The sequence below is a fragment of the Lactobacillus melliventris genome (assembly GCF_013346935.1).
Lineage (GTDB): Bacteria > Bacillota > Bacilli > Lactobacillales > Lactobacillaceae > Lactobacillus.
Map to the genome: position 1 here is coordinate 1 of NZ_JAAEEB010000010.1, position 20,488 is coordinate 20,488.

Consider the following 20,488-nt stretch of genomic DNA (forward strand, 5'->3'; position numbering starts at 1 on the left):
CCTTTTGAACGTTGTCCTGTAATTGCGGCGTATTTAAAGGCGTACGCTTCTGCGAAAGATCACCAGCTGTGACTGTCCAAAATTCTTGCGAAAATTGATTCGATTTATTAATATTTGACATAATTTTTCTTCCTGGTTTCATTTAATGAACTCTTTTAATTAAAGCAATACAAATTGCACCTATCATTTCCATACATACTGCAAAAATAAATATAGCACCATAGCCAAAAGCTGAAACAATTGCAGAAGCAACCATAGCACCCAACATTTGACCCAATGTATTTGCTAAATTAATTAATCCTAAATCTTTGCCTGCTGTATCTGATGAAGGTAAAACATCCATATTAAGAGCTCCATCAACCGAGTTATATAACCCATTACCAAAAGCAGCAATCACAGCATAGGTAAACATTGCCCAAGCTGTTTTTGCAAATAATGGGAATAAAGCCGCTACACCCAATGCAATCGTGGCGATAACTACTGGAGTTTTAACTTTTTTTAACTTATCTGCTAAAGGCCCACCTATAAGTGCAAAAAACACACCAATTACTAGCATAATAGTTGAAAAGATAGAAATGGAATTTGCAGCAGCTTTGGTAGATTGACCAATATAATCTGTAAAAAGAAACAATAAAAATGTCGTTACGATAGTTGAACCAACTACCATAAAGAATTTACCTACAAGAGCTAAATAAAAATCTCGTGCACCATGAGTTGGTATAAAGAAATACTTTTTAAGAGAATCTCTATCAAATTTTACTTTAGGCTCATTAAGATTGCCTTTTTCTTGTATTAACAGTTCATGAATAATCATCAAAATTACTGTAAATCCGGCCATAGTGTAAATACCAAATTTTACGTTGCCTAAAAATTGAGCTGCAAGTAAAGCAAAACCTTGTTGAGCAATAGTAAAACCAACACCATAAAATGTTGAAACTGTTCCTCTCCATTTCGGTGCAACTCTATCTGAAATTTGTGGATATATAGCTGCGGCGATTGCATTTTCTGCTACAGCTGCTATAACCCAAATTAATATGATAGCAGTGATCGATTTCATATTAGCAATTACACATAAAGAAGCAGCAATAACAATAGTGCCAATAACTATATACGGCTTACGCTTACCAAATCTAGACCGAGTAACATCAGAAAAAGCTCCAAAAAGCAGATTAGAAATTGCACCTGTAATTGATGCTACAGTTGCCAAAATACCTACTGCCCAAACTTTTTTTGATGGGTCTAGTTGGGCAAATAATTGTGGAATCAAAACACTACGTGTTGATCCAATAGGTCCAAACCAACATAAAGGTGCTAAAAACATCGCAAAAGCCACCATAAGCGGAACTTTAGGTTGTTCCTCATCTTTTACTGCAGCATTTGCTATATCTCCTACTGCTGATTCACTTTTATCATTTTCAGAATCATCGTTCTGAACCATGAAAATCATCTCCTAGTTATAAATATTTTTCTTAAAATTTAATAAATTTTATTTAAAAAATCCAAAATAATTTGCAGCATTATTGTAAGAAATATCTTCTACAATTTTGCCTAAATAATCATAGTCATCAATTACTTGTCCTCTAGCTACCCATTCACCAATAAGTTCACATAATACGCGTCTAAAATATTCATGACGTGAATATGATAAAAAACTTCTTGAATCTGTTAACATACCTACAAAATTGGCTAATAGGCTTTGTTGAGCCATAATATTAAGCTGCTTTCGCATACCTTCTCGCGTATCATTAAACCACCAGGCACAACCTAACTGTAGTTTTTGAATACCTTCACCTTGAAAGGATTGCATGCCAGTTGCCAACTCCATCCAATCATTTGGATTAGAAGAATATAGCATTGTTTTAGGAATGTTGTCTTCGTTATCCGCAAATAATTTCATTATTTCATTTGCAATCCCTGGTTGGCTGCCCATCGAATCGAAACCGGTATTAGCACCTAATTTTTTAAACATTGTTGGATTGCCGTCACGCAATACGTTAATGTGATACTGCATTGTCCAGTTATACTTTTTATTTAAATGCATCAATGCTTCCAGAACTGCTGTCTGGTATCCATAAACTTCTTCATCATTGAGGCACTTATTATCTATTCGGGCTTTTTGTATTATTTGATTGACTTTATTCTTATCTAATTTAACAAAATAATAATTATTTAAACCATGGTCTGATAAACGACCACCCATTGAATCAAAGTATTGAAAGCGCTGATTCAAAGCGGTTATGATAGAATCAAAGTCAGTAATTTTTACACCCGATCTAGAGCTTAACTCATTCAAATACGTATTAAAGTTCCCTTGGTTAATACAGATTAATTTATCAGGTCTCATTGCTGGCAATACTTTAAAACCATTTTCTTTTTCATCTCGTGCCAGCAACTTATGATAATGTAAATCAGAGACAGGATCATCTGTTGTACAAACTACTTTAACATTTGCACTTCTAATTAGATTACGAGGCTTAAAATTTTCTGTTTGTAAAAGCTGATTAGTTTTTTCCCAAATAACAGGAACGTTTTTTACAGTAAAAGGCAACTCAATTTTAAAGAATCGCTTTAGTTCCAAGTTAGTCCACTCATATAATGGATTTCCAATTGCTTTCTCAACAGTCTTAGCCCACTCAATTAATTTTTGATATTCATCACCATTTCCAGTAATGAATTTTTCTGATACTCCATTAGTTCGTTCCAAACGCCATTTATAGTGATCTCCAAATTTATTATCATTCAACCAAATCCTTGTTAAATTAGGATAATTCTTATTTTCATATATATCTTTAGGATCTAAATGACAGTGATAGTCTATGATTGGCATTTTTTCAGCATGTTCATGAAACAATATCTTTGCAGTATCAGTGGTTAATAAAAAATCTTTATCTAAAAATGTCATCTGTTCCCCTTTACTTTTTCTTAATAGTGAATAACTTCTTGCAGTTTGTTGAAAAATCAAACATTATAAATATTCTTTCTATATTCTTCAACTGTTTGTTTAATTGCTTGACTGACAGCACCAGTCTTGGTAATCATTTTGCTAACGTAGTTTTCAACTTTTGAACCTAAACCAATAGAATAGAGATTATTCCCAATTATTTTCAAATTCTCGAAATTGTCTCCAAGTGTTTATGAATATCTTCTTTACTACCTTTTTCATGTTTAGAAACAGGTGGTTTTAATTGATCTAACATAAAGTCCCGACTTAAAGTAAACTTTTTACCTTGATCATCAATTCCCATTAGATAGCGACATCATCCAGCCATAATTAACAGTATAATTTTTAGTTCTTTTACACTGAAATTTGAATTATCAATTTAATTTTGAATAGTAACAACATAAAGATTTTTAATTTTTATGAGGCATCACTAGCTATTCTTTGGAAAGTATCTGGAATATTTTAGTTTGGTAATCGTTTATCGATCAATTGAAAAATAAAATTTTTAGGATTTATAATTTTGAAACTTTCACTACAAGCAAATCTTTTTTATAACCTAAAATTTAAATTAATTCTAATAAGCAACCAAAAATAGCTAACGCTGAATGTAATTGGCTTTAAGCAAGCGGTAACTTTCATTTGATTAGAGTCATTTAAAAGTTTCACGATTGGTCAATAAAACGCCGCTTCCTCTAATGGGATCGACCGTTAGAAAAGTAATCTTCGTTTACTAATAATGAGCTTCTTTGGTAATACCAAATGGAACAATATTTGGATGTTTAGAAGTATGAATTAATTGAAAATCATTAAAACAATTATTTTGTAAAAGTTTAGCAGCTTTTTTATCAGAATTAGGATTAATTCAGTCAATCATACTTTAGAAGATGCAACTTAATGACAATTTTAAGATAACTGATGAATCATCTTCTACTAAACCATTTTCTTCCATTCTTGTGCAACAGTCATAATAGCTTTTTAGTTTCTCATCATTTTGAGAAAAATTATAAGTTGAGATCATAGCAATAGGAATTCAATATTTTCATAACGCATATATAACAAGTAAGCTTCAGATTCGATATTAGTCTGAGGCTTATTAAGTCCAACATTATTATCACTTTGAGCCAAATCAGGTAAATTGCTATTAAAGTAATGTCTGTTGGCCCATATCACTTTTTAATAACAGAAAAAGTAGCAAATTGTAGTGTTGGATTTTTAAAACCTTCGTCAATTATTGCCAATCTCCTTCATTATCAAGGTTAAAATAAGCGCTTGCACAAACACTAGCCAATAGTTTTTTAGAAAAAAGCCATCACTTTTCAACGTAACGTTTAAAATCCGACTACTATAGGCGTGATAAATACTCTTAATTATTTGATCATCATAAGTTTCAACTATTCCAAAACTGAGTTTTTCATTGATCTAATAATTTTTGAGCAACCTCGGCATGAAAACATCAAAAAAGATTTCCATCGCCAAAATGAACACCTACTGGTGATCTCTGTGTGTTCTTATTAATTACTTCTTGATCATGCTGTGGCAATTTAATACCTGCCGTAGTATATTTATCTGCTTGTTGCAAGTAATTATCAGTCAGTTTAACCATTAAAGCAGTCCCCCTTCCAACTAAAAAAATTTCAAAATCAATATATCAGATTTTGATATACTAATATATCAATTTCTATATATAATGTATTCGCTTTCTTAAATAATGTCAATATGAAATAAATAGAAATAAACTTTACAAGAGCAATTATGTTATATAGTATTTTTTATTTTTATAATTTAAATGAAATTTAAAAAATGTAAAATTCAAATAGTTTTCAACTAAAAAAGTCCTATTTTTTATATATATAGTTATAATACTAATTATAGTTTTTTATTAAAAAATATTTTTTTTTAGTTTTAAAATTATGATTTTTAACGTTTTTACTAATTTTAATTTTTAAATTATAAATCATTTGACAAAGGATTTAGATAACTATTAAGTTTCAATTAATTAAAGTTAGTGGTTTATTTTATATAAAAAGACGACTAGATAGTCGTCTTTTATTGAAGCAAATTCTAATTTTTATTATTTGGTAAATTGTAAAATGAAGTTGAACACTTGCCGTGATTAGAAAATGAAAAAAGTCCATTGGACTTCTCTGATAGAATGTAATTACCAACCTAATTCTAGAAAGAAGTTTCCAATGAACTCCCTTAATTCTACCATATCTACTCACCAAAAGGGCCAACAGACCGCGTAATTATCCAAGTTTTACGCAGCCAAGGCCAGTCCCTGCGTCAAATTGCCCGTGCCCTCAACTGTTCTCAAGTACGAGCTTGAACGCGGTCAGATTGCACTCTATCACACGGCAAACGTTACCGCTACGATGCTCAGGAAACGCAAAGACGCTACCAGATAAGGCACTTAAACTGCAGCCGTAAGCAAGCTTTTCTAGCCAAAACTCGCTTCATTAAGTACGTTGAACAGCACTTCTTCAAGCAGGACTGGTCGCTTGATGCCTGCGCCGGTCGCGCCTTAGCCAGCGGCGCCTTTACCCGGAATGAAACGGTCTGCACCAAGGCGCTTTATCATTATGTAGAACGTGGTTTATTATGGGTTAAGACGACAGATCTGCCCGAATGCTTAAGCCGCAAGACGAAAGCTAAACAGGTACGCCAGCATAAACGCAGATTGGGCCGCAGTATTAGTGAACGGCCTGCTGCTATTAACCAGCGCCGCGAGTTTGGCCACTGGGAGTGCGACTTAGTTTTAGGACATAAAACTAAAGATGACCAGGCTCTCTTGACCCTGTATGAACGCATGACCCGCAAATTCATGATTATCCCGATTAAGGATAAGACGGCTGCCAGCGTGATGGCGGCCTTTAAAACATTGCGCAGCCAATACCAGGAACACTGGCACGAAGTCTTTAAGACCATTACCACCGATAATGGTTCTGAGTTTGCGGATTTAGCCCAGTTTAGAAGAAGCAGCGCAGACGCTGGTCTACTACGCGCACCCTTATACTTCTTGTGAGAAGGGCGAGGTTGAGCGGCACAACCGGCCGCTTCATTCCCAAAGGCAAGTCCATCAAGGATTATGACTTAAGGCAAATCTATGGCATTGAGGAATGGTGCAATAACCTGCCCCGCAAAATCTTAGCCTACCACACACCCGATGAATTATATGAAAGAAGATTAGATTGCATCTATCAGATCAAGTAGGGTGTTCAACTTAAAATTGCAATTTTCGTTTTTTATTATTTAAAAAGTTTACGGTATTCACCATATCCTCTTTGTTCCAATTGATCAAAAGGAATAAAGTCTAAAGCAGAGGAGTTAATGCAATATCTGAGCCCTCCTTTATCACTGGGTCCATCATCAAAGACATGTCCCAAATGTGAATCACCTTCTGGACTCTTAACTTCAGTTCTTTCCATATTGTGTGATTGATCACGGTGATAAACCAATTTCTTGATTGGCCGGGTAAAACTAGGCCACCCGCAACCCGCATCATATTTATCTTCGCTTGAAAACAAAGGCTCTCCTGAGACAATATCAACGTAGATTCCTTTTTGGTAAAAATCATCATATTTTCCTCTAAAAGGATAATCTGTTGCTGCTTCTTGAGTAACTTGAAATTGGTCTGGTGTTAGTTCTTTTAGCCTTTTGGCTTTTTGATCTTGATCCATTTATCTCACGCTCCTTAATTAACTATAACAAAATTTGGGATAACACACTAAACTAAAACTTTATAAAAAACACTTTTTCTTAATTTTATTTAGAAACATACTGGGTTATAATATGGTTTCAATAAAAAAAGGAAGGTTCTTTTTATGCCAACATTAGCAAAAAATTTATCAACAAAAATTAATTCGAAAATTAGTAGTATACCTAATCCAGCGATCAGATCCTTCAATCAAAAAATTTCCACAATACCTGGAATTATAAAATTGACTATTGGTGAACCTGACTTAAATACCCCAGAACACATAAAAAGAGCGGCAATTGAGGACATTAAAAATGATGACTCTCATTATGCTCCTGAAGCTGGAAAAGAAAAATACCTGGAAGCTGTTAGCAAATATCTAGCAAAAAGCTTAGGTGTTACATATGATCCCAAAAGTGAAATCTGTGCTACGGTTGGAGTTTCTGAAGGATTGAATATCGCCGCCATGACTTTACTTAATCCTGGTGAAAAAATAATCGTACCTACCCCTGTTTGGGGGGTCTACTTTGGAATCATTAAAATGGCTGGCGGAATTCCAGTTCAAGTAGATACTTCTAATGATCATTTTCTTTTAACTCCAAAAAAATTAACGGAAACTTTGGAAAATGAAGGAAAAGGCGCAAAGGCTGTTATTATCACTGATCCGTCTAACCCAACAGGACGAGTTTATTCAAAGAAAAACTTGCAAGAATTAGCAGCTGTCATTACTAAATACGACATTTTTGCTGTCAGTGATGAAATCTATGCTGAATTAATTTATGGTCAAAAAAAGCATTATTCATTGACACAATTCATTCCTGAAAGAACTGTTTTATTATCGGGGCTTTCAAAAAGTGTTGCCATGACTGGCTGGCGTATAGGCTATATAGCTGGACCTGCTGAGTTAATGAAATCAATGATAAAGGTGAACTCATTTTTAATTTCCGCAGTGACTGACAATGTTCAAGCAGCTGCCACAGAGGCTTTGAATTATGGAGATCAGGACTATGTTGCCGCGCGAGAAAAATATCAAAAACGCATGCATCTGCTTCAGGATGGACTTGAGAAAAATGGCTACACTATGGCTACTCCTGAAGGGGCATTTTATATTTTTGCTAAAATTCCCAGTAAGTTTGGCTGTGATGATGTGGCGTTTGCCAGTGATTTAGCTGAAAAAGCCAAAGTTGGGGTAACACCTGGCAGTTATTTTGGTGCTGGCGGTCAAGGATATGTGCGCTTATCCTATGCTTCATCTGAAGAAAACTTAAAAGAAGCTATTAAACGTATCAGTAGTTATACTCAAAGCAATTAAAAAGCTGATTTATTGAGTTACTATTCTTTGATAGGTTAAACTTGAAATGGTAATTGTTTTTATTTTTGAGAAAGGGTAATGATTATGCAAGTAACAATGAAAAGTGAGCCGCTGTCAACTAATGGAGAACCAATCAAAATTGGTGAACAACTACCAGATTTTAAGGTAAAAAAGTCTGATGGTGCAGTTGCATCAAGCACTGATTTGGTTAATAAGGTTACACTGATTAGTGTAGTCCCTAACATCAATACTAGCGTTTGCAGTATTTCTACTAAACGCTTTAACAGCGAAGTCGATAACTTTGATGGTATTAATTTCTATACTGTTTCCACCAATACTCCAGAAGAACAGAAAAATTGGTGTGCTGCAGAGGGTGTATCAAAAATGGAGCTTTTGTCAGATGAGAGTTTTGACTTTGGCAAAAAAATGGGTTTATTTATTGACGATACGAAATTTGATTCTAGAAGTATCTGGATTGTAGATGCAAATAGAAAAGTCTTGTACCAAGAACTTATTCATGAGTTAACCAATGAACCTAACTATGCAAAAGCACTTGCATTTTTACAGAATTTGCGGTAAATATGAATAAACAGAAGCGGTTAAGGAAATTTTCCTTAACCGCTTTTTTAGTTTAAAAAACTGGGTGATCTAGTACAATCCAATTAGCAAAAGTTTGGTCTGCTAAGTCAACCTTATCCGGCTTTAACAAAATCTCTTTTGCTTTTAATGCCAAAGGCGATGAATTTGCCAGATTGAGCTGTTCTAGAGGAACTGATACAGCCCCTAAAGAATCTTGCCCCGTAAACTGTTTAACTGTAGTTTGTAAATTACCACAAAACTTATTGATTTTATAAAAAACACAGATATGTTGATTAAAATGCCATTGTTCATAGTCCCAAGGATATCTAAATGAGGTAACACCAATTTGGTCATAGTCTTGCACAATTAATCCAGTTTCTTCCTTAACTTCTCGCTTAACCGTATGGTCTAATGGCTCCCCATCTTCCAAACTACCGCCCGGCAAGTCATACCGATTTATATAAGGCCCACCCTCTTTTTTGATAACAACTAAACTTTGTTGATCACCAATAATACCATAACACCCGAAAGCACGATGAAATTTATCCGTCATAAATTATCCTCCTAGTATAAAAATAATAACTGAATAATAATTCTCTCATCATTTAATACTCAAAGCAATTTTATTTAGAGCCTAGTTGCAGCTCTGGCCAGAGGAGCAATAGAATTATATATCTTATGATATAAATGATAGTATTTTTTATAAAGTGCGGTGTTATGTGGATCTGGCGCAATAATTTCATTATATTTTACAAATACATTGATGCAGCTATTCCAGTCTTTAAACCAACGGCACCCCATTGCTGCAATCATAGCGGCACCAATTCCAGGTCCCTGTTCATTCTTTAATGCAACAATATTTTTACCGAAGACATCAGCCTGTAGTTTCAGCCAAAATTTACTTTTTGCACCACCACCAATAGAAATAATATTATAAATAGTTTTATTATTTTGCTCATAAATTGATATTAAATCCTGTAAGCTGTAGGTAATACCTTCTATGACGGCTCGGCAAAAATCATTTTTCGTTGATGTATTACTTATTCCTGTAAAGCTTCCACGAATGAAAGAATCTGAATAGGGAGTCCTTTCTCCATTAATATAGGGCGTGAAAAATAATTTATTTGCACCTAAATCTGACTTTTGCGCCATCAAAAGTAAATCACTAAAAGATTTCTGAGGAAAGAAAGTATTCTTAAACCAACTTAAAGATTCACCCGCTGCTAAAGTAACTCCCATTGAATAAAAGTGTTCAGGTATTGCATGGTGCTCCATTTGCAAAGTTCCTTCATAGGGTGTGTGAGGACTTTTCTCATCAGCCAAAACTACTCCTGAAGTACCAATACTACACAGTATATTTTGTGAATTCAGAATACCAGAACCAATCGCAGCTACAGCATTATCCCCTCCCCCAGCAAATATTTTCGCGTCCTGATTTAAACCTGTCTTTCCACAAACTTCATGCAAGGGCAATCCAATAAAATCTGTAGAATTTACCAGTTCGGGACAATAATATCTAGGAACTTTAAAAAAATTCAAAATTTCATTGCTCCAGCAATCATGTGCAATATCCAACATTATTGTTCCCGTAGCATCTGAATAATCAGTGTTTATTTTGCCAGTCATTTTATATCTGACATAATCTTTGGGCATCATGAAGTATCTAATCCTAGCAAAATTATTTGGTTCATTTTTTTGTAACCATAATAACTTAGGCAAAGTAAAACCAGCAGTAGCCTTATTGCCAGTAATTTCTACTATTTTTTTACCGAAATTTTCGTTTATATACTTAGCTTCAGCTGCTGTCCTGCCATCGTTCCATAATATTGCTGGTCGAATAATTTCTTTATTTTTATCCAAAATTACCAGGCTATGCATTTGTCCAGAAAATGATATTCCATCGATTTTTGCAAGATTTCTTATCTTGATCATGATTTTTTTAATGGCTTCTAAAGTGCCTTGAACCCAATCGTTAGGATTTTGCTCACTAAAACCTTCAGCTGAATTATAGACTGGATAATTTTCTTTTTCTTGATCTATTATTTTTCCTGAATGATCTAGGCAACTAACTTTCACTGCACTAGTGCCTAAGTCTATTCCTAATACATATCTTTCCATTATTTATTTTTATAAGGGTTAAATTGAAAATTTAGTTTTTTGGACCAAATGGGATAATCACCAAATAACAAGCGGTAAGGGAGTTCATCTTCCTCTATTTCAGGTATTCGAGGAATAGGTTTATAAAAATTGTTATCCAAATTATCATTATTTGTTTTAGAAACTTCCCAGGCCATAACTTTACCAGTTCCTGCTTCAACATTCCATTTATGATAAATTCCAGGTGTAGCAGTCAAACTTTCACCCGGCTCCAATTTGATAGTTGTTCCAGCTGGAACTACAAGTTTTTCTCCATCCTTAACTATTTTAACCTCTTTTTCTCGATCAAACTCACCTGTTTCAGTTGAATTCCATACTCTGATTAATAAATTTCCTCCACCACGATTAATAGTATCTTCTTCTTTTAATTTATGAAAATGGTATGGTAGTTCTTGCCCTTCTTCTAAGAATAAAATCTTCTCACAATAGGGTTTAGGGTAAACATCAGTATGATCATAATTACCATTTCTAAATGTGAATGCAACCAAGCCGTATTTAGTAAAATCATTGCTGCCAAAATCAGTTACATCCCAGCCTAGCATATTATCTACAATTTCGCGATATTTTTCCTCTAAGTTAGTCCAATTATCAATATTCCAACTTGCAAATTTTGGAAAATACACTTGTTTTTCTTTTGCAAAAGAAATATCTTTTTGCAGAATTCTATTAATTTGTGATCTTTTCATTTTTGACCTCACTAAAATCAAATTTCAAGTTAAATTTAACTATTTCATCCGGTTTTATGTATTTTAATTTGTTATTTTTATTAGCCTGAATAAAGCCATTTACATCATTTGTACCTGGCTCTAATCCTAAAACATAGTTTTGATTTCGTTCCAAACGCCATTCATTCAATACGGGGAGTGTTTTACTACTAAATTTAACTTTTAAAGAAAGGCCTGTTTCTGGACTAATTAAACTATATTCAGATTTTTTTAACGTATGAAAATACACTTGCTCAGGTTTGCCCATTTCAGGTTCTTTCAGTCTAAAAGGGTATTCACCTTTAATTTTATGATACTTACGATCACAACTTTCATCAGGCTGAAAAAATATTTTTGTTTCGGGCGTTAAAAAAGGATAGCCAAAATTGTTATGGTATAAAAGCATGTAAGGGACAGTTTCGTCTCCAGCATTTCTTAAAGCATCATCTATACTGATACTTGTCTTGTTTGTATAAACAGTAATTTTACGGTGTAGAATTAAATTAGGCCCAAACATCTGTGAATCAGCAATATTACCTTCAACTTGAATATTATCTTTAAAAATCTTATAGCTGAAATTATATGCCGGTGTATTGCTAACAGTACCATGTAAACCGCGCTGATTATCAGAGCTTCCCATGTATGTCAAACCGCCTGTTGTTAAGAAACCAACATTGAAATTGCGCAAAAAGCCTTTGTCATTGTTTTCATTAAAATAAGTACTATTTACAAGACCCGTTGCCGATAAGAAAGATATATTCTTGCCGTCTAATTTTAATTCTGTTATATCCATTCCTCTGTCTAATGCAATTGTAATTGAAAAGCCACTGGCTGTAGCTATTTCATAAGCTTTTAATCCAGTAGCCTTTCCTTCAAGAAATTGAATATATTTGACAGAATTAAGTTGTGCTTGATTGCCAATATATTTTTTTGAATTCTTGCTTCTCATTTATCCTATACTAATATCTCCTAAATCAACATCTTTTTCTTCTTTCTTCTCACTTTCTACACTAACTGGTCGTTTTAAAAGAAAGAAAACTATTCCGGTAACCAAACTACCTATAAGAAGAGCAATTAAGAATTGAACAGGCTTTGACATGGTTGGGACTGCAAATAATCCAGAAGCAGGAATTTTTGAATCCGCACCCCATAGCATTGAAAGTCCTCCTCCAATAGCACCACCACAAGCAGTTGAAACTATTGATCTCCATAAATCGTTTAGAACAATTGGTAAACTGCCTTCTGTTATTTCACATAAACCCATTGGAAATGCTGTTTTCAGAGTATTAACCTCGGTTTGAGTATAAATCTTCTTGTGAAAGAGTTTTTCAAGGAAATAAGCAAAAGTAAAACCAAAAGGTGTTACCATAGAAGCTAAAATTAAAACAGTGATTGGTTCATTAACGCCTTCAGCCTGCATAGCTAACACAAAAGCAAAAACAGTTTTATTAATAGCACCACCGTAATCAACTGATGCTAAAATTCCAATAATCGCACCGTAAAAGAATTTTTGACTTGAAGGCAGTTGCGTCAAATATCTGGTAAGGATTCTTTGGCCTTCAGCAATTGGCGCGCCTAAAATATAAAACATGACAGCAGCAGACAAGATTGATGACAAAAACGGAATAATTAGCGTTGGCATTAAACCTTGAGCCCAATTAGGAACCTTTATTGTCTTAACAATTAAAATTGTGAACCAGCCAGCAACATATCCTCCGATTAAACCGCCTAAGAAGCCGGCTTTAATCATATTTGAAATGAGACCGACCAGAAATCCTGGAGCAATTCCTGGTTTGTCAGCAATCGCAAAAGAAACTCCTGTAGAAACAACTACTGGAAGAAGACCTAGAATTAAACTTCCTGCAGTACTGAAAGCATCCCATACACCGATCGTACCTGTAAAGTTGGTAATGTTTTTACCACCAAAGATATTACCAACTGCTAATAACAATCCACCCGCAACAACAACGGGAATCAAATATGAGATTGCTGTTAAGGCAGGTTCTTTAATTTTGACTATAATTTTATTTTCAGCCATTTTCAAACCTCTATTTAATATTTAAAGCTGAATGTAATTTTTTCATTAGTTTATTTGGACTTTGTATCGCAGTATCCGTTGAAATTTGGACGACTTTTTTACCTTTAAATCTTTCTCTTCCAGTTATTTTTACGTCAACTGCTAACAAAACAACATCAGCTTCTTTAATTTCCTCCGGCGTTAATGCATCTTCAGTTCCAATAGTTCCCTGTGTTTCTATATGAACTGTGTCTCCGCAATCTTTAGCTGCCTGCTCAATTTTTTCTTTAGCTATGTACGTATGAGCAATACCAGCTGAACAAGCTGTTATACCAACAATTTTCATCCATCAACATCTCCTTTATTATTTAAAAGCATCAATCACTTCCTGAATGGATTGAGCCCTTTTTAATTTGTCAACAACTTGCTTATGTCCTAATCTGCCAGCAAATATTGACAATAATTTTAATTGATTTTTTGCTGAATTAGTATCATTGCTTACAGCAAATAAAATCACTATCCTAATTTTTTCATTATCTAACGATTCCCATTCAATTCCATGGCTCAAAATACCAATAGCAACGCCAATATGTTTAACATCATCACTTTTTCCATGAGGGATTGCTATGCCTTGACCAATTCCGGTTAGCCCTTCTTTTTCTCGTAAGTAAATATCTTTGACAAAAGGATCAACTTTATCAATATAATTGGCTTTTTTAAGCAGTTCCGCTAATTGAACTATAACCTCATGCTTATTTTTAGCATTAAGGCCAATCTTTATAACCTTAGGATCTAAAACAGAAGTAATATTTTCCATATGTAAAGCCAAATGTTTTTATGCTTTAAATGTTTCGGTTTGGAAGTTTTCTACTTTGTATGGTACTTCAACCGGTTCTTCATGCTCAAAATATAAATGAGTTGTGTTAACTGCTTTGCAAAGTTCATTCTTATGATGCACTACTTTTTGTTCTTCAATCATTGCTTCAGGAAACATCAGCTTTGGTTCACGCATTTCGTTAGGATCACTATTGTCCAGTAGGTGCCGCAAACCGGTTGCAAATGCAATTTTGATATCACTTGAGATATTTATTTTATTAATGCCATTGTCAATAGCTTCTTGAATTTTATCATCAGGATTATTTGAAGCTCCATGTAAAACTAGGGGTACATCTACAGCCTCAGAAACTTGTTTGGCAATTTCTGGCTTTAATTTAGGCTGTACATCTTTTGGATAAAGACCATGAGCAGTGCCTATTGCTATTGCCAAAGAATCAACATTAGTTTTTTCAACAAAGTCCTTTGCCATTTCAGGTGTGGTGTAATGCACATCATTTGTCAAATGGCCATTGACGTCATATCCAGTATTAGCTATTGTTCCAATTTCAGCTTCAACTGATATTCCAGTTGCGTGAGCTGCTTCAACTACTTTTTTGGTAATAGCTACATTTTCATCATATGGCTTCATAGAACAATCGATCATAACACTGGTAAAACCAAGATGAATAGCGTGTATGCAGTCTTCATAGGTAGCACCATGATCTAAGTGCAAAGCGATCGGTAAATCAGTTTTACTGATGCCCTGTAAAACTTGTCCTACAAAGTTATCACGCAAAAATGCCAATTCGGTTGGATGAATTGCCATTATAAAAGGCGTTTGATCTTCAATACATTTTTCCAGAGTTGCTGTGAAAAGTTGTCCTGATCCTGCATTGTATGCTGGTATTGCGAAGTGATTTTTATGAGCTACATCTAATAATCTTTTTCCTGTTACTAAAACCATTTTTACCTCCAAAAATTAATAAATTATATTTTCTGAAAAACAAACTTTTTATGGTCCACTTTTCATTGTTTTTCTCCTTTATAGATATCTTTCGATTTCTTGTGCTGTCTGACACTGACTTATTCTGATAACGAATTTTTTATCCGCAAATTTGCGAAATATTTTAGTCATTCTTTTGATTCTCTGATCATTGCTTTTAGATTTCCGGCTGATTACCAAAACTAAACAAATATTTACAGCCGTATTGTCCGGACATTTCCACTCATCTATTTTTCGTGTTAACTTACAAATTATTAAAGTAGGTATTACCTCCTGTTCTAAAATAATGTGAGGAAATGCTATGCCATAACCAAAAGCAGTATTTTTAAGGTTTTCTCTCGTTTGCATACTTTTCAAAATCCCCACCTGTGATGTTCCTTTTTGAAATGCAACAGTTTGTGAAATAAGCGAAAAAAGGTCTTTTTTCCCTATTTTTTGGTGAATATTCATTTTTATAAAAAAGTCATTGTTGCTTTTGTATTCTGAGAACTGCTTGTCTGACATTTTTTTCATCTTCTTTTGTTAGAAAAGCACTGACCAATTCAACAGGTATATTGGTCTTGATCGTTATTGGTACTGTACTTATTATTAGATCAATATTTTTATACTTTTTTAATATGTCTTTTATCTCAAAGCTGGAACCTAATCCGATAACTTTTAACTCTGGCATTAATTTTCTTATTTTGGTCGAGATTATTTCTGATGTGCCAATGCCTGTAGTACAAATAATGTAAACACGTACCTTCTTATTTCTTTCTGGTTGAGCTTCCAAATACTTAACAAAGTAAAGACATATAAAGCCTGTTTCATTATCAGAAATCGTTGGTAAATGAAATTGATGACTTACTTGTTCAGAAGCTAATTTAGTAGCCTCAAAGACTGGCTTGTATTCCAATTTAATATCATTTAATAAAGCATTTGGTAATGAAACTTGCATTTTCAAGCGAATAATCATTGAAAAAATATGATTTTTAATATCATTCAATATGTATCTGCTAAAATTGGTTTTTAAAAAATGTGAAACTGAAGTAATGTATTTTTCAGAAACTTGCTCCGCTAATCTATGATCATCGGATGTTATTTCACTTTTTTTATCACCTAATCGAGATGAAATCAGGTACTCAAATAGATAGTATGTTTCAACCTCTAATGTCAGAGGCCGTACATTTAAATAGTTTTCGATATTTTGAATAATTTTATGACATATCTTAAAAATTTCCGGATTTTCCCGCGATTTTCTTTTTATGCTTGATTTTGATTCAACTGAATAATTTACTGACTTATAGGTTCTGGCTCTGTTTAAAAGAATATAAATATGCGTAAAAAAATTAATATTATAGGGATATGGAAGATTATTGTTTAAAGACTTCACGGCAAGTTTCAATTGCTCTAATGCAAAGTCAAAATCTTGATCGTCATATTTTCCAATGCTATTACGTAAACTACTAATTTCTGTTGTGTTGTTAACATGTAAAACGACTTCAATAATTGCATTTCTAATATTTTTTTCGGTACCTTTGATGCTTAAAAAGCGTTGTTTGCGGACTAATGACAAATTCCATTTTCTAATCTTCGCAGCAATTATTTTTTCATCATTTTGAATTACCGCTTCACTAACATATATACTATTAATAATATCCGTTATTGAAATCGCTTTAGGAGACGCAATCAAAAGTCTGGTTAAAATATTTTCTTGACGTTCATTAATTTGTGAAAATGTAGTTGAATTCCTGTGATCATACTTTAAATAATTTTGATAGACTAACTCAAATCCTTGACTTCGTTTTGATACAATTATTTTTTCTGGGAAATTTTTATTTAGCTGATCGATCCTCCTAATTATTGTTTTACGTGAGACGTGTAACTCTTGTGAAATTTTAGCCGAAGAATTGAAACCATGATTTACTTTTAAATAGTTGATTATGGACTGATTCAAATCTTTAACCATTCCTTTTCTCCTTCCGACATTTTTTATTATATAAGTCTGTGAAAGCGCTACATCATAAGAAAATGTCCTCAAGCAAAATTGAATGAGGACAAATAAAAAAGCACAAGAGCTGTGAAAATTTCTTCACAGTTCTTGTGCTCTAATTAAAAATATATTTTTAAATCTGCTAATCCCAAGTAGTATTTTGAGCGGCGTCTTTTTCAGCCTGTGCACTTAAGTTAGCTTCAATCTTTGCAACATCATCATGATACTTATCTTCAACAACTATGCCTAAATCACTTAACTGCTGATCAGATACAGGTGCAGGAGCATGCATCATTGGTTCAGATGCATTAGCGTTTTTTGGAAATGCTAGTACATCACGAATATTGTCTTTTTCTGCAAGAAGCATTGCAAAACGGTCAAGTCCAATGGCTAGACCAGCATGAGGTGGAAATCCCATGTCCAAGGCTTCTAGCAAATAACCAAATTGTTCATAGGCACGCTTTTTAGTAAAGCCGAGAGCCTTAAACATTTTTTCCTGAATTGACCGTTTGTGAATACGTATTGAGCCCCCACCAAGCTCGTCACCATTCATAACTATATCGTAGCTACGCGCATGAGCCTTATGCGGTTCAGTATCAAGAAGCTTGATGCCTTCGTCATCAGGCATTGTAAAAGGATGATGTGCAGCAATCCATCTACCGAAGCCTTCATCGTATTCAAATAATGGCCAGTCCACTACCCAAATAAAATCAAATACGTGCTTAGGTATAATATCAGTTTCTTTTGCAAATTCACGACGTAAGTGATCAAGTGAATCACAGCAAACTTTCCATTTATCAGCAATAAATACTACTAATTCCCCACCTTTTAAATTAAACTCTTTAATTAATGCGGATTTATTCTCAGCAGTTAAAAAGCGTGAAACTGGTCCAGAAAATTCTCCATCTTCAAATTTAACCCAAGCCAGACCCTTTGCATGATAGCGCTTAATATAGTCTTGCTTTTTCTCAATTTGCTTACGAGAATATTTTTGTGCGCCGCCTCTAACTGCAATTCCTTTGACAAAACCACCATTAGCAATAGCACTAGAAAATACTTTAAAATCACTATCTTTAAACACAGAGCTTAAATCGTGAATCAGCATGCCAAAACGAATATCAGGCTTGTCAGTGCCATACTTATTCATTGAATCAGTCCAAGAAATGCGTGCAATAGGTGTTTTTAAATCAATCCCCATTACATCTTTCATAATTTTCTTTAACAGGCCCTCGGTATAGTCCTGCACCTGTTGTTCATCAGTAAAAGACGTTTCCATATCAATTTGAGTAAACTCGGGTTGTCTATCACCGCGCAAATCTTCATCTCTAAAACATCTTGCCAACTGATAATATTTATCAAAGCCAGCTCCCATCAATAACTGCTTGAAAAGTTGAGGAGATTGCGGTAATGCATAAAAACTACCCGGATAAATCCTGGAAGGAACTAAATAGTCTCGCGCTCCCTCGGGAGAAGATTTTCCTAATATTGGTGTTTCAATATCGATAAAGCCGTTTTGATCAAAAAATTCGTGCGTGGCTTGCAATATTTTTGAGCGCAAAATAATCGCGTTTTGCAGGCTTGGTCTGCGTAAATCCAAATAGCGATATTTTAATCTGGTTTGTTCAGCAACTTCAACATCATCTTTTATTTCAAAAGGTGGGTTCTTTGCTTTATTCAAAATAATGATTTCTTGAGCATCAACTTCAACTTCTCCAGTCTTCATATCTGGGTTAATACTGGAGCGTTTGACTACTTTTCCTTTAACTTGAATAACGAATTCATTTCCCAGTGCGTCAGCGGTAGTCATCAAGTCTTGACCCGAATCATGGTTAACGACTATCTGAACTATACCTTCACGGTCGCGTAAATCAATAAATACCAAGTTACCCAGGTTACGCACCCGTTGAACCCAACCATATAAATTTACTTCTTGGTTAAGATATTTGGAGGTAATATTACCACAATAATCAGTTCTTTTTTCTACTTGCTTCATTTTTATTCCTTTAATTGTTTCATTACTGCATTCATATTTTCAAGATCACCAAAACTGAACCTGAAAGTTTGCCCATCAGCAAGACGCTTAACATTTAAAACTCCGTCGGATAATTCTTTGGCGCCAAGAGTAATAACAAATTTTGCATTTGCTCTGTCAGCCTTCTTAAATTGAGCCTTTAATTTCTTTTGGTCAACATCATATTGTACCTTTAGTCCGTTTTTACGCAACAAATGAGCAATTTCAACAGTTTTTATTTGTGTTTCTTGACCGATATTAGTAATGAAGAAATCAATGCCTTGATCTGCAAACAATGCTGGGTTTTGTTTTTGTAATACCAGCATTAACCGTTCTTCTCCGATACCAAAACCAACAGCGGGTGTGGCTGGTCCGTCAAATTCCTTAACTAAGTTATCATAACGACCACCGCCTAAAATGGTTGAGGTAGATTCCCAAATACTTTTATCTTCGACCATAAATTCAAAAATTACGCCAGTATAATAATCAAGTCCGCGAACTAAGTCATTATCTATCACATAGCTAATGTCCAATTGATCCAGCATTTCTAAAATCTGATCAAAATTTGCTTTTGATTCTTCATCTAAATAGTCAATTATTCTTGGAGCACCAGGTAAAAATTGCTTATCCTGTTCATCTTTGGAATCTAAAATACGTAAAGGATTTTTTTCTAACCGCCTTTTTGAGTCATCTGAAAGCTGATCTTTAAAAGGTGTAAAGTAATTAACTAAAGCGTCATGGTAATCCTGACGAACCTTGGCGTTTCCTAAGGTATTAATATGCAATTCGTAATTTTTGACACCCAGTTTGGCTAATAAATCATGTGCCAAAACGATTGTTTCTACATCAGCTAAAGGATTATCCGAGCCAAAACTTTCTATACCAATTTGATGGAACTCACGCTGGCGGCCTGCCTGAGGCCTTTCATACCGAAACGTGGACTCGATATAGTAGACATTTAAGGGCTTAACCACTTCAGGAGCATAAAGTTTATCTTCTACATAAGCTCTAACTACTCCAGCTGTTCCCTCGGGCCTTAAAGCAATATGCCTGCCGCCTTTATCATTAAAGTCATACATTTCTTTTTCAACGACATCCGATGTCTCACCACTTGAACGAGCAAAAACGCTATAATTTTCAAAACTCGGTGTCCGAATTTCCCGGTAATTTGCTTGTTTAAAAAAATCACGCAATATTTGTTCTACTTTTTCCCATGAACCAGATTCGTCTGGCAAAATATCAACTGTCCCTTTAGGTCTTTGAACTCTCATTTAATCATCCT

The 20,488-nt window shown here is 34.2% G+C and carries 20 protein-coding genes and 1 pseudogene; 3 read left to right on the plus strand and 18 right to left on the minus strand.

Features of this window, described 5'->3' with window-relative positions; genetic code table 11:
* Positions 1 to 142: 142 nt before the first annotated feature.
* From GYV61_RS08155 to GYV61_RS08175, 5 genes are all read right to left on the minus strand, one after another.
* Positions 143 to 1,438 (minus strand): MFS transporter, encoded by a 1,296-nt coding sequence (locus GYV61_RS08155; protein WP_174795442.1) that lies wholly within the window; start codon positions 1,436 to 1,438, stop codon positions 143 to 145.
* Between the two features lie 48 nt (positions 1,439 to 1,486).
* A complete protein-coding gene (gene uxaC, locus GYV61_RS08160; protein WP_174795443.1) occupies positions 1,487 to 2,902 on the minus strand; it encodes a glucuronate isomerase in 1,416 nt (471 codons plus the stop codon).
* A 56-nt stretch (positions 2,903 to 2,958) separates the two neighbouring features.
* Complete coding sequence (locus GYV61_RS08165; RefSeq protein ID WP_174795444.1) at positions 2,959 to 3,108, minus strand: hypothetical protein; 150 nt, start codon at positions 3,106 to 3,108, stop codon at positions 2,959 to 2,961.
* Positions 3,105 to 3,245 (minus strand): hypothetical protein, encoded by a 141-nt coding sequence (locus GYV61_RS08170; protein WP_174795445.1) that lies wholly within the window; start codon positions 3,243 to 3,245, stop codon positions 3,105 to 3,107. The genes GYV61_RS08165 and GYV61_RS08170 overlap by 4 nt, the downstream gene beginning before the upstream one ends.
* 1,149 nt (positions 3,246 to 4,394) lie before the next feature.
* Positions 4,395 to 4,544, minus strand: coding sequence for a hypothetical protein (locus GYV61_RS08175; RefSeq protein WP_174795446.1), 150 nt, complete (start codon positions 4,542 to 4,544; stop codon positions 4,395 to 4,397).
* Between the two features lie 586 nt (positions 4,545 to 5,130).
* Here GYV61_RS08175 and GYV61_RS08180 point away from each other — a divergent pair.
* Positions 5,131 to 6,151, plus strand: a pseudogene (locus tag GYV61_RS08180) (IS30 family transposase).
* Positions 6,152 to 6,186: 35 nt separating this feature from the next.
* Here the strand turns inward: GYV61_RS08180 and msrB are convergent.
* Positions 6,187 to 6,618 carry a peptide-methionine (R)-S-oxide reductase MsrB gene (gene msrB, locus GYV61_RS08185; protein WP_046324884.1) on the minus strand — a complete coding sequence of 144 codons (432 nt, stop codon included), beginning with the start codon at positions 6,616 to 6,618 and terminating at the stop codon, positions 6,187 to 6,189.
* A gap of 144 nt (positions 6,619 to 6,762) precedes the next feature.
* Between msrB and GYV61_RS08190 the strand changes: the two genes are divergently transcribed.
* On the plus strand, positions 6,763 to 7,947 hold the full coding sequence (locus GYV61_RS08190) for an aminotransferase class I/II-fold pyridoxal phosphate-dependent enzyme (RefSeq protein WP_174795447.1): 1,185 nt from the start codon (positions 6,763 to 6,765) through the stop codon (positions 7,945 to 7,947).
* An 84-nt stretch (positions 7,948 to 8,031) separates the two neighbouring features.
* Positions 8,032 to 8,526, plus strand: a complete 495-nt coding sequence (tpx, locus tag GYV61_RS08195) for a thiol peroxidase (protein WP_174795486.1) — start codon at positions 8,032 to 8,034, stop codon at positions 8,524 to 8,526.
* A 52-nt stretch (positions 8,527 to 8,578) separates the two neighbouring features.
* On the opposite strand, the gene GYV61_RS08200 is transcribed toward tpx, so the two are convergent.
* The 12 genes from GYV61_RS08200 to hisS all read right to left on the minus strand — a co-directional run bounded on the left by GYV61_RS08200 (position 8,579) and on the right by hisS (position 20,477).
* Entirely contained in the window at positions 8,579 to 9,079 is a 501-nt protein-coding gene (locus tag GYV61_RS08200; RefSeq protein ID WP_174795448.1) for an NUDIX hydrolase, read from the minus strand.
* Between the two features lie 74 nt (positions 9,080 to 9,153).
* Complete coding sequence (gene xylB, locus GYV61_RS08205; RefSeq protein WP_174795449.1) at positions 9,154 to 10,644, minus strand: xylulokinase; 1,491 nt, start codon at positions 10,642 to 10,644, stop codon at positions 9,154 to 9,156.
* Complete coding sequence (locus GYV61_RS08210; protein WP_174795450.1) at positions 10,644 to 11,369, minus strand: D-lyxose/D-mannose family sugar isomerase; 726 nt, start codon at positions 11,367 to 11,369, stop codon at positions 10,644 to 10,646. Before GYV61_RS08210 ends, xylB begins: the two co-directional genes overlap by 1 nt.
* Positions 11,350 to 12,336, minus strand: a complete 987-nt coding sequence (locus tag GYV61_RS08215; protein WP_174795451.1) for an aldose 1-epimerase family protein — start codon at positions 12,334 to 12,336, stop codon at positions 11,350 to 11,352. The genes GYV61_RS08210 and GYV61_RS08215 overlap by 20 nt, the downstream gene beginning before the upstream one ends.
* Entirely contained in the window at positions 12,337 to 13,425 is a 1,089-nt protein-coding gene (locus GYV61_RS08220) for a PTS fructose transporter subunit IIC (RefSeq protein WP_174795452.1), read from the minus strand.
* Positions 13,426 to 13,435: 10 nt separating this feature from the next.
* Positions 13,436 to 13,750 (minus strand): PTS fructose transporter subunit IIB, encoded by a 315-nt coding sequence (locus tag GYV61_RS08225; RefSeq protein ID WP_110446130.1) that lies wholly within the window; start codon positions 13,748 to 13,750, stop codon positions 13,436 to 13,438.
* Between the two features lie 18 nt (positions 13,751 to 13,768).
* A complete protein-coding gene (locus GYV61_RS08230) occupies positions 13,769 to 14,221 on the minus strand; it encodes a PTS sugar transporter subunit IIA (RefSeq protein WP_174795453.1) in 453 nt (150 codons plus the stop codon).
* A gap of 18 nt (positions 14,222 to 14,239) precedes the next feature.
* The gene (locus tag GYV61_RS08235) at positions 14,240 to 15,184 is read right to left on the minus strand and encodes a ketose-bisphosphate aldolase (RefSeq protein WP_110446131.1); all 945 of its coding nucleotides are present in this window, start codon (positions 15,182 to 15,184) and stop codon (positions 14,240 to 14,242) included.
* A 78-nt stretch (positions 15,185 to 15,262) separates the two neighbouring features.
* A complete protein-coding gene (locus tag GYV61_RS08240; protein ID WP_174795454.1) occupies positions 15,263 to 15,727 on the minus strand; it encodes a PTS sugar transporter subunit IIA in 465 nt (154 codons plus the stop codon).
* A complete protein-coding gene (locus tag GYV61_RS08245) occupies positions 15,687 to 17,171 on the minus strand; it encodes a BglG family transcription antiterminator (protein WP_174795455.1) in 1,485 nt (494 codons plus the stop codon). Before GYV61_RS08245 ends, GYV61_RS08240 begins: the two co-directional genes overlap by 41 nt.
* Positions 17,172 to 17,337: 166 nt before the next feature.
* Complete coding sequence (aspS, locus tag GYV61_RS08250) at positions 17,338 to 19,188, minus strand: aspartate--tRNA ligase (RefSeq protein ID WP_174795456.1); 1,851 nt, start codon at positions 19,186 to 19,188, stop codon at positions 17,338 to 17,340.
* A gap of 2 nt (positions 19,189 to 19,190) precedes the next feature.
* The gene (gene hisS, locus GYV61_RS08255; RefSeq protein WP_174795457.1) at positions 19,191 to 20,477 is read right to left on the minus strand and encodes a histidine--tRNA ligase; all 1,287 of its coding nucleotides are present in this window, start codon (positions 20,475 to 20,477) and stop codon (positions 19,191 to 19,193) included.
* Positions 20,478 to 20,488: the final 11 nt, after the last annotated feature.

Excerpts from the sequence above, each read along its gene's own strand:
- GYV61_RS08155 (WP_174795442.1), bottom strand. The coding sequence starts at position 1,438 with ATGGTTCAGAACGATGATTCTGAAAATGATAAAAGTGAATCAGCAGTA.
- uxaC (WP_174795443.1), bottom strand. The coding sequence starts at position 2,902 with ATGACATTTTTAGATAAAGATTTTTTATTAACCACTGATACTGCAAAG.
- GYV61_RS08170 (WP_174795445.1), bottom strand. The coding sequence starts at position 3,245 with ATGGGAATTGATGATCAAGGTAAAAAGTTTACTTTAAGTCGGGACTTT.
- GYV61_RS08175 (WP_174795446.1), bottom strand. The coding sequence starts at position 4,544 with ATGGTTAAACTGACTGATAATTACTTGCAACAAGCAGATAAATATACT.
- msrB (WP_046324884.1), bottom strand. The coding sequence starts at position 6,618 with ATGGATCAAGATCAAAAAGCCAAAAGGCTAAAAGAACTAACACCAGAC.
- GYV61_RS08190 (WP_174795447.1), top strand. The coding sequence starts at position 6,763 with ATGCCAACATTAGCAAAAAATTTATCAACAAAAATTAATTCGAAAATT.
- tpx (WP_174795486.1), top strand. The coding sequence starts at position 8,032 with ATGCAAGTAACAATGAAAAGTGAGCCGCTGTCAACTAATGGAGAACCA.
- GYV61_RS08200 (WP_174795448.1), bottom strand. The coding sequence starts at position 9,079 with ATGACGGATAAATTTCATCGTGCTTTCGGGTGTTATGGTATTATTGGT.
- xylB (WP_174795449.1), bottom strand. The coding sequence starts at position 10,644 with ATGGAAAGATATGTATTAGGAATAGACTTAGGCACTAGTGCAGTGAAA.
- GYV61_RS08210 (WP_174795450.1), bottom strand. The coding sequence starts at position 11,369 with ATGAAAAGATCACAAATTAATAGAATTCTGCAAAAAGATATTTCTTTT.
- GYV61_RS08215 (WP_174795451.1), bottom strand. The coding sequence starts at position 12,336 with ATGAGAAGCAAGAATTCAAAAAAATATATTGGCAATCAAGCACAACTT.
- GYV61_RS08220 (WP_174795452.1), bottom strand. The coding sequence starts at position 13,425 with ATGGCTGAAAATAAAATTATAGTCAAAATTAAAGAACCTGCCTTAACA.
- GYV61_RS08225 (WP_110446130.1), bottom strand. The coding sequence starts at position 13,750 with ATGAAAATTGTTGGTATAACAGCTTGTTCAGCTGGTATTGCTCATACG.
- GYV61_RS08230 (WP_174795453.1), bottom strand. The coding sequence starts at position 14,221 with ATGGAAAATATTACTTCTGTTTTAGATCCTAAGGTTATAAAGATTGGC.
- GYV61_RS08235 (WP_110446131.1), bottom strand. The coding sequence starts at position 15,184 with ATGGTTTTAGTAACAGGAAAAAGATTATTAGATGTAGCTCATAAAAAT.
- GYV61_RS08240 (WP_174795454.1), bottom strand. The coding sequence starts at position 15,727 with ATGTCAGACAAGCAGTTCTCAGAATACAAAAGCAACAATGACTTTTTT.
- GYV61_RS08245 (WP_174795455.1), bottom strand. The coding sequence starts at position 17,171 with ATGGTTAAAGATTTGAATCAGTCCATAATCAACTATTTAAAAGTAAAT.
- aspS (WP_174795456.1), bottom strand. The coding sequence starts at position 19,188 with ATGAAGCAAGTAGAAAAAAGAACTGATTATTGTGGTAATATTACCTCC.
- hisS (WP_174795457.1), bottom strand. The coding sequence starts at position 20,477 with ATGAGAGTTCAAAGACCTAAAGGGACAGTTGATATTTTGCCAGACGAA.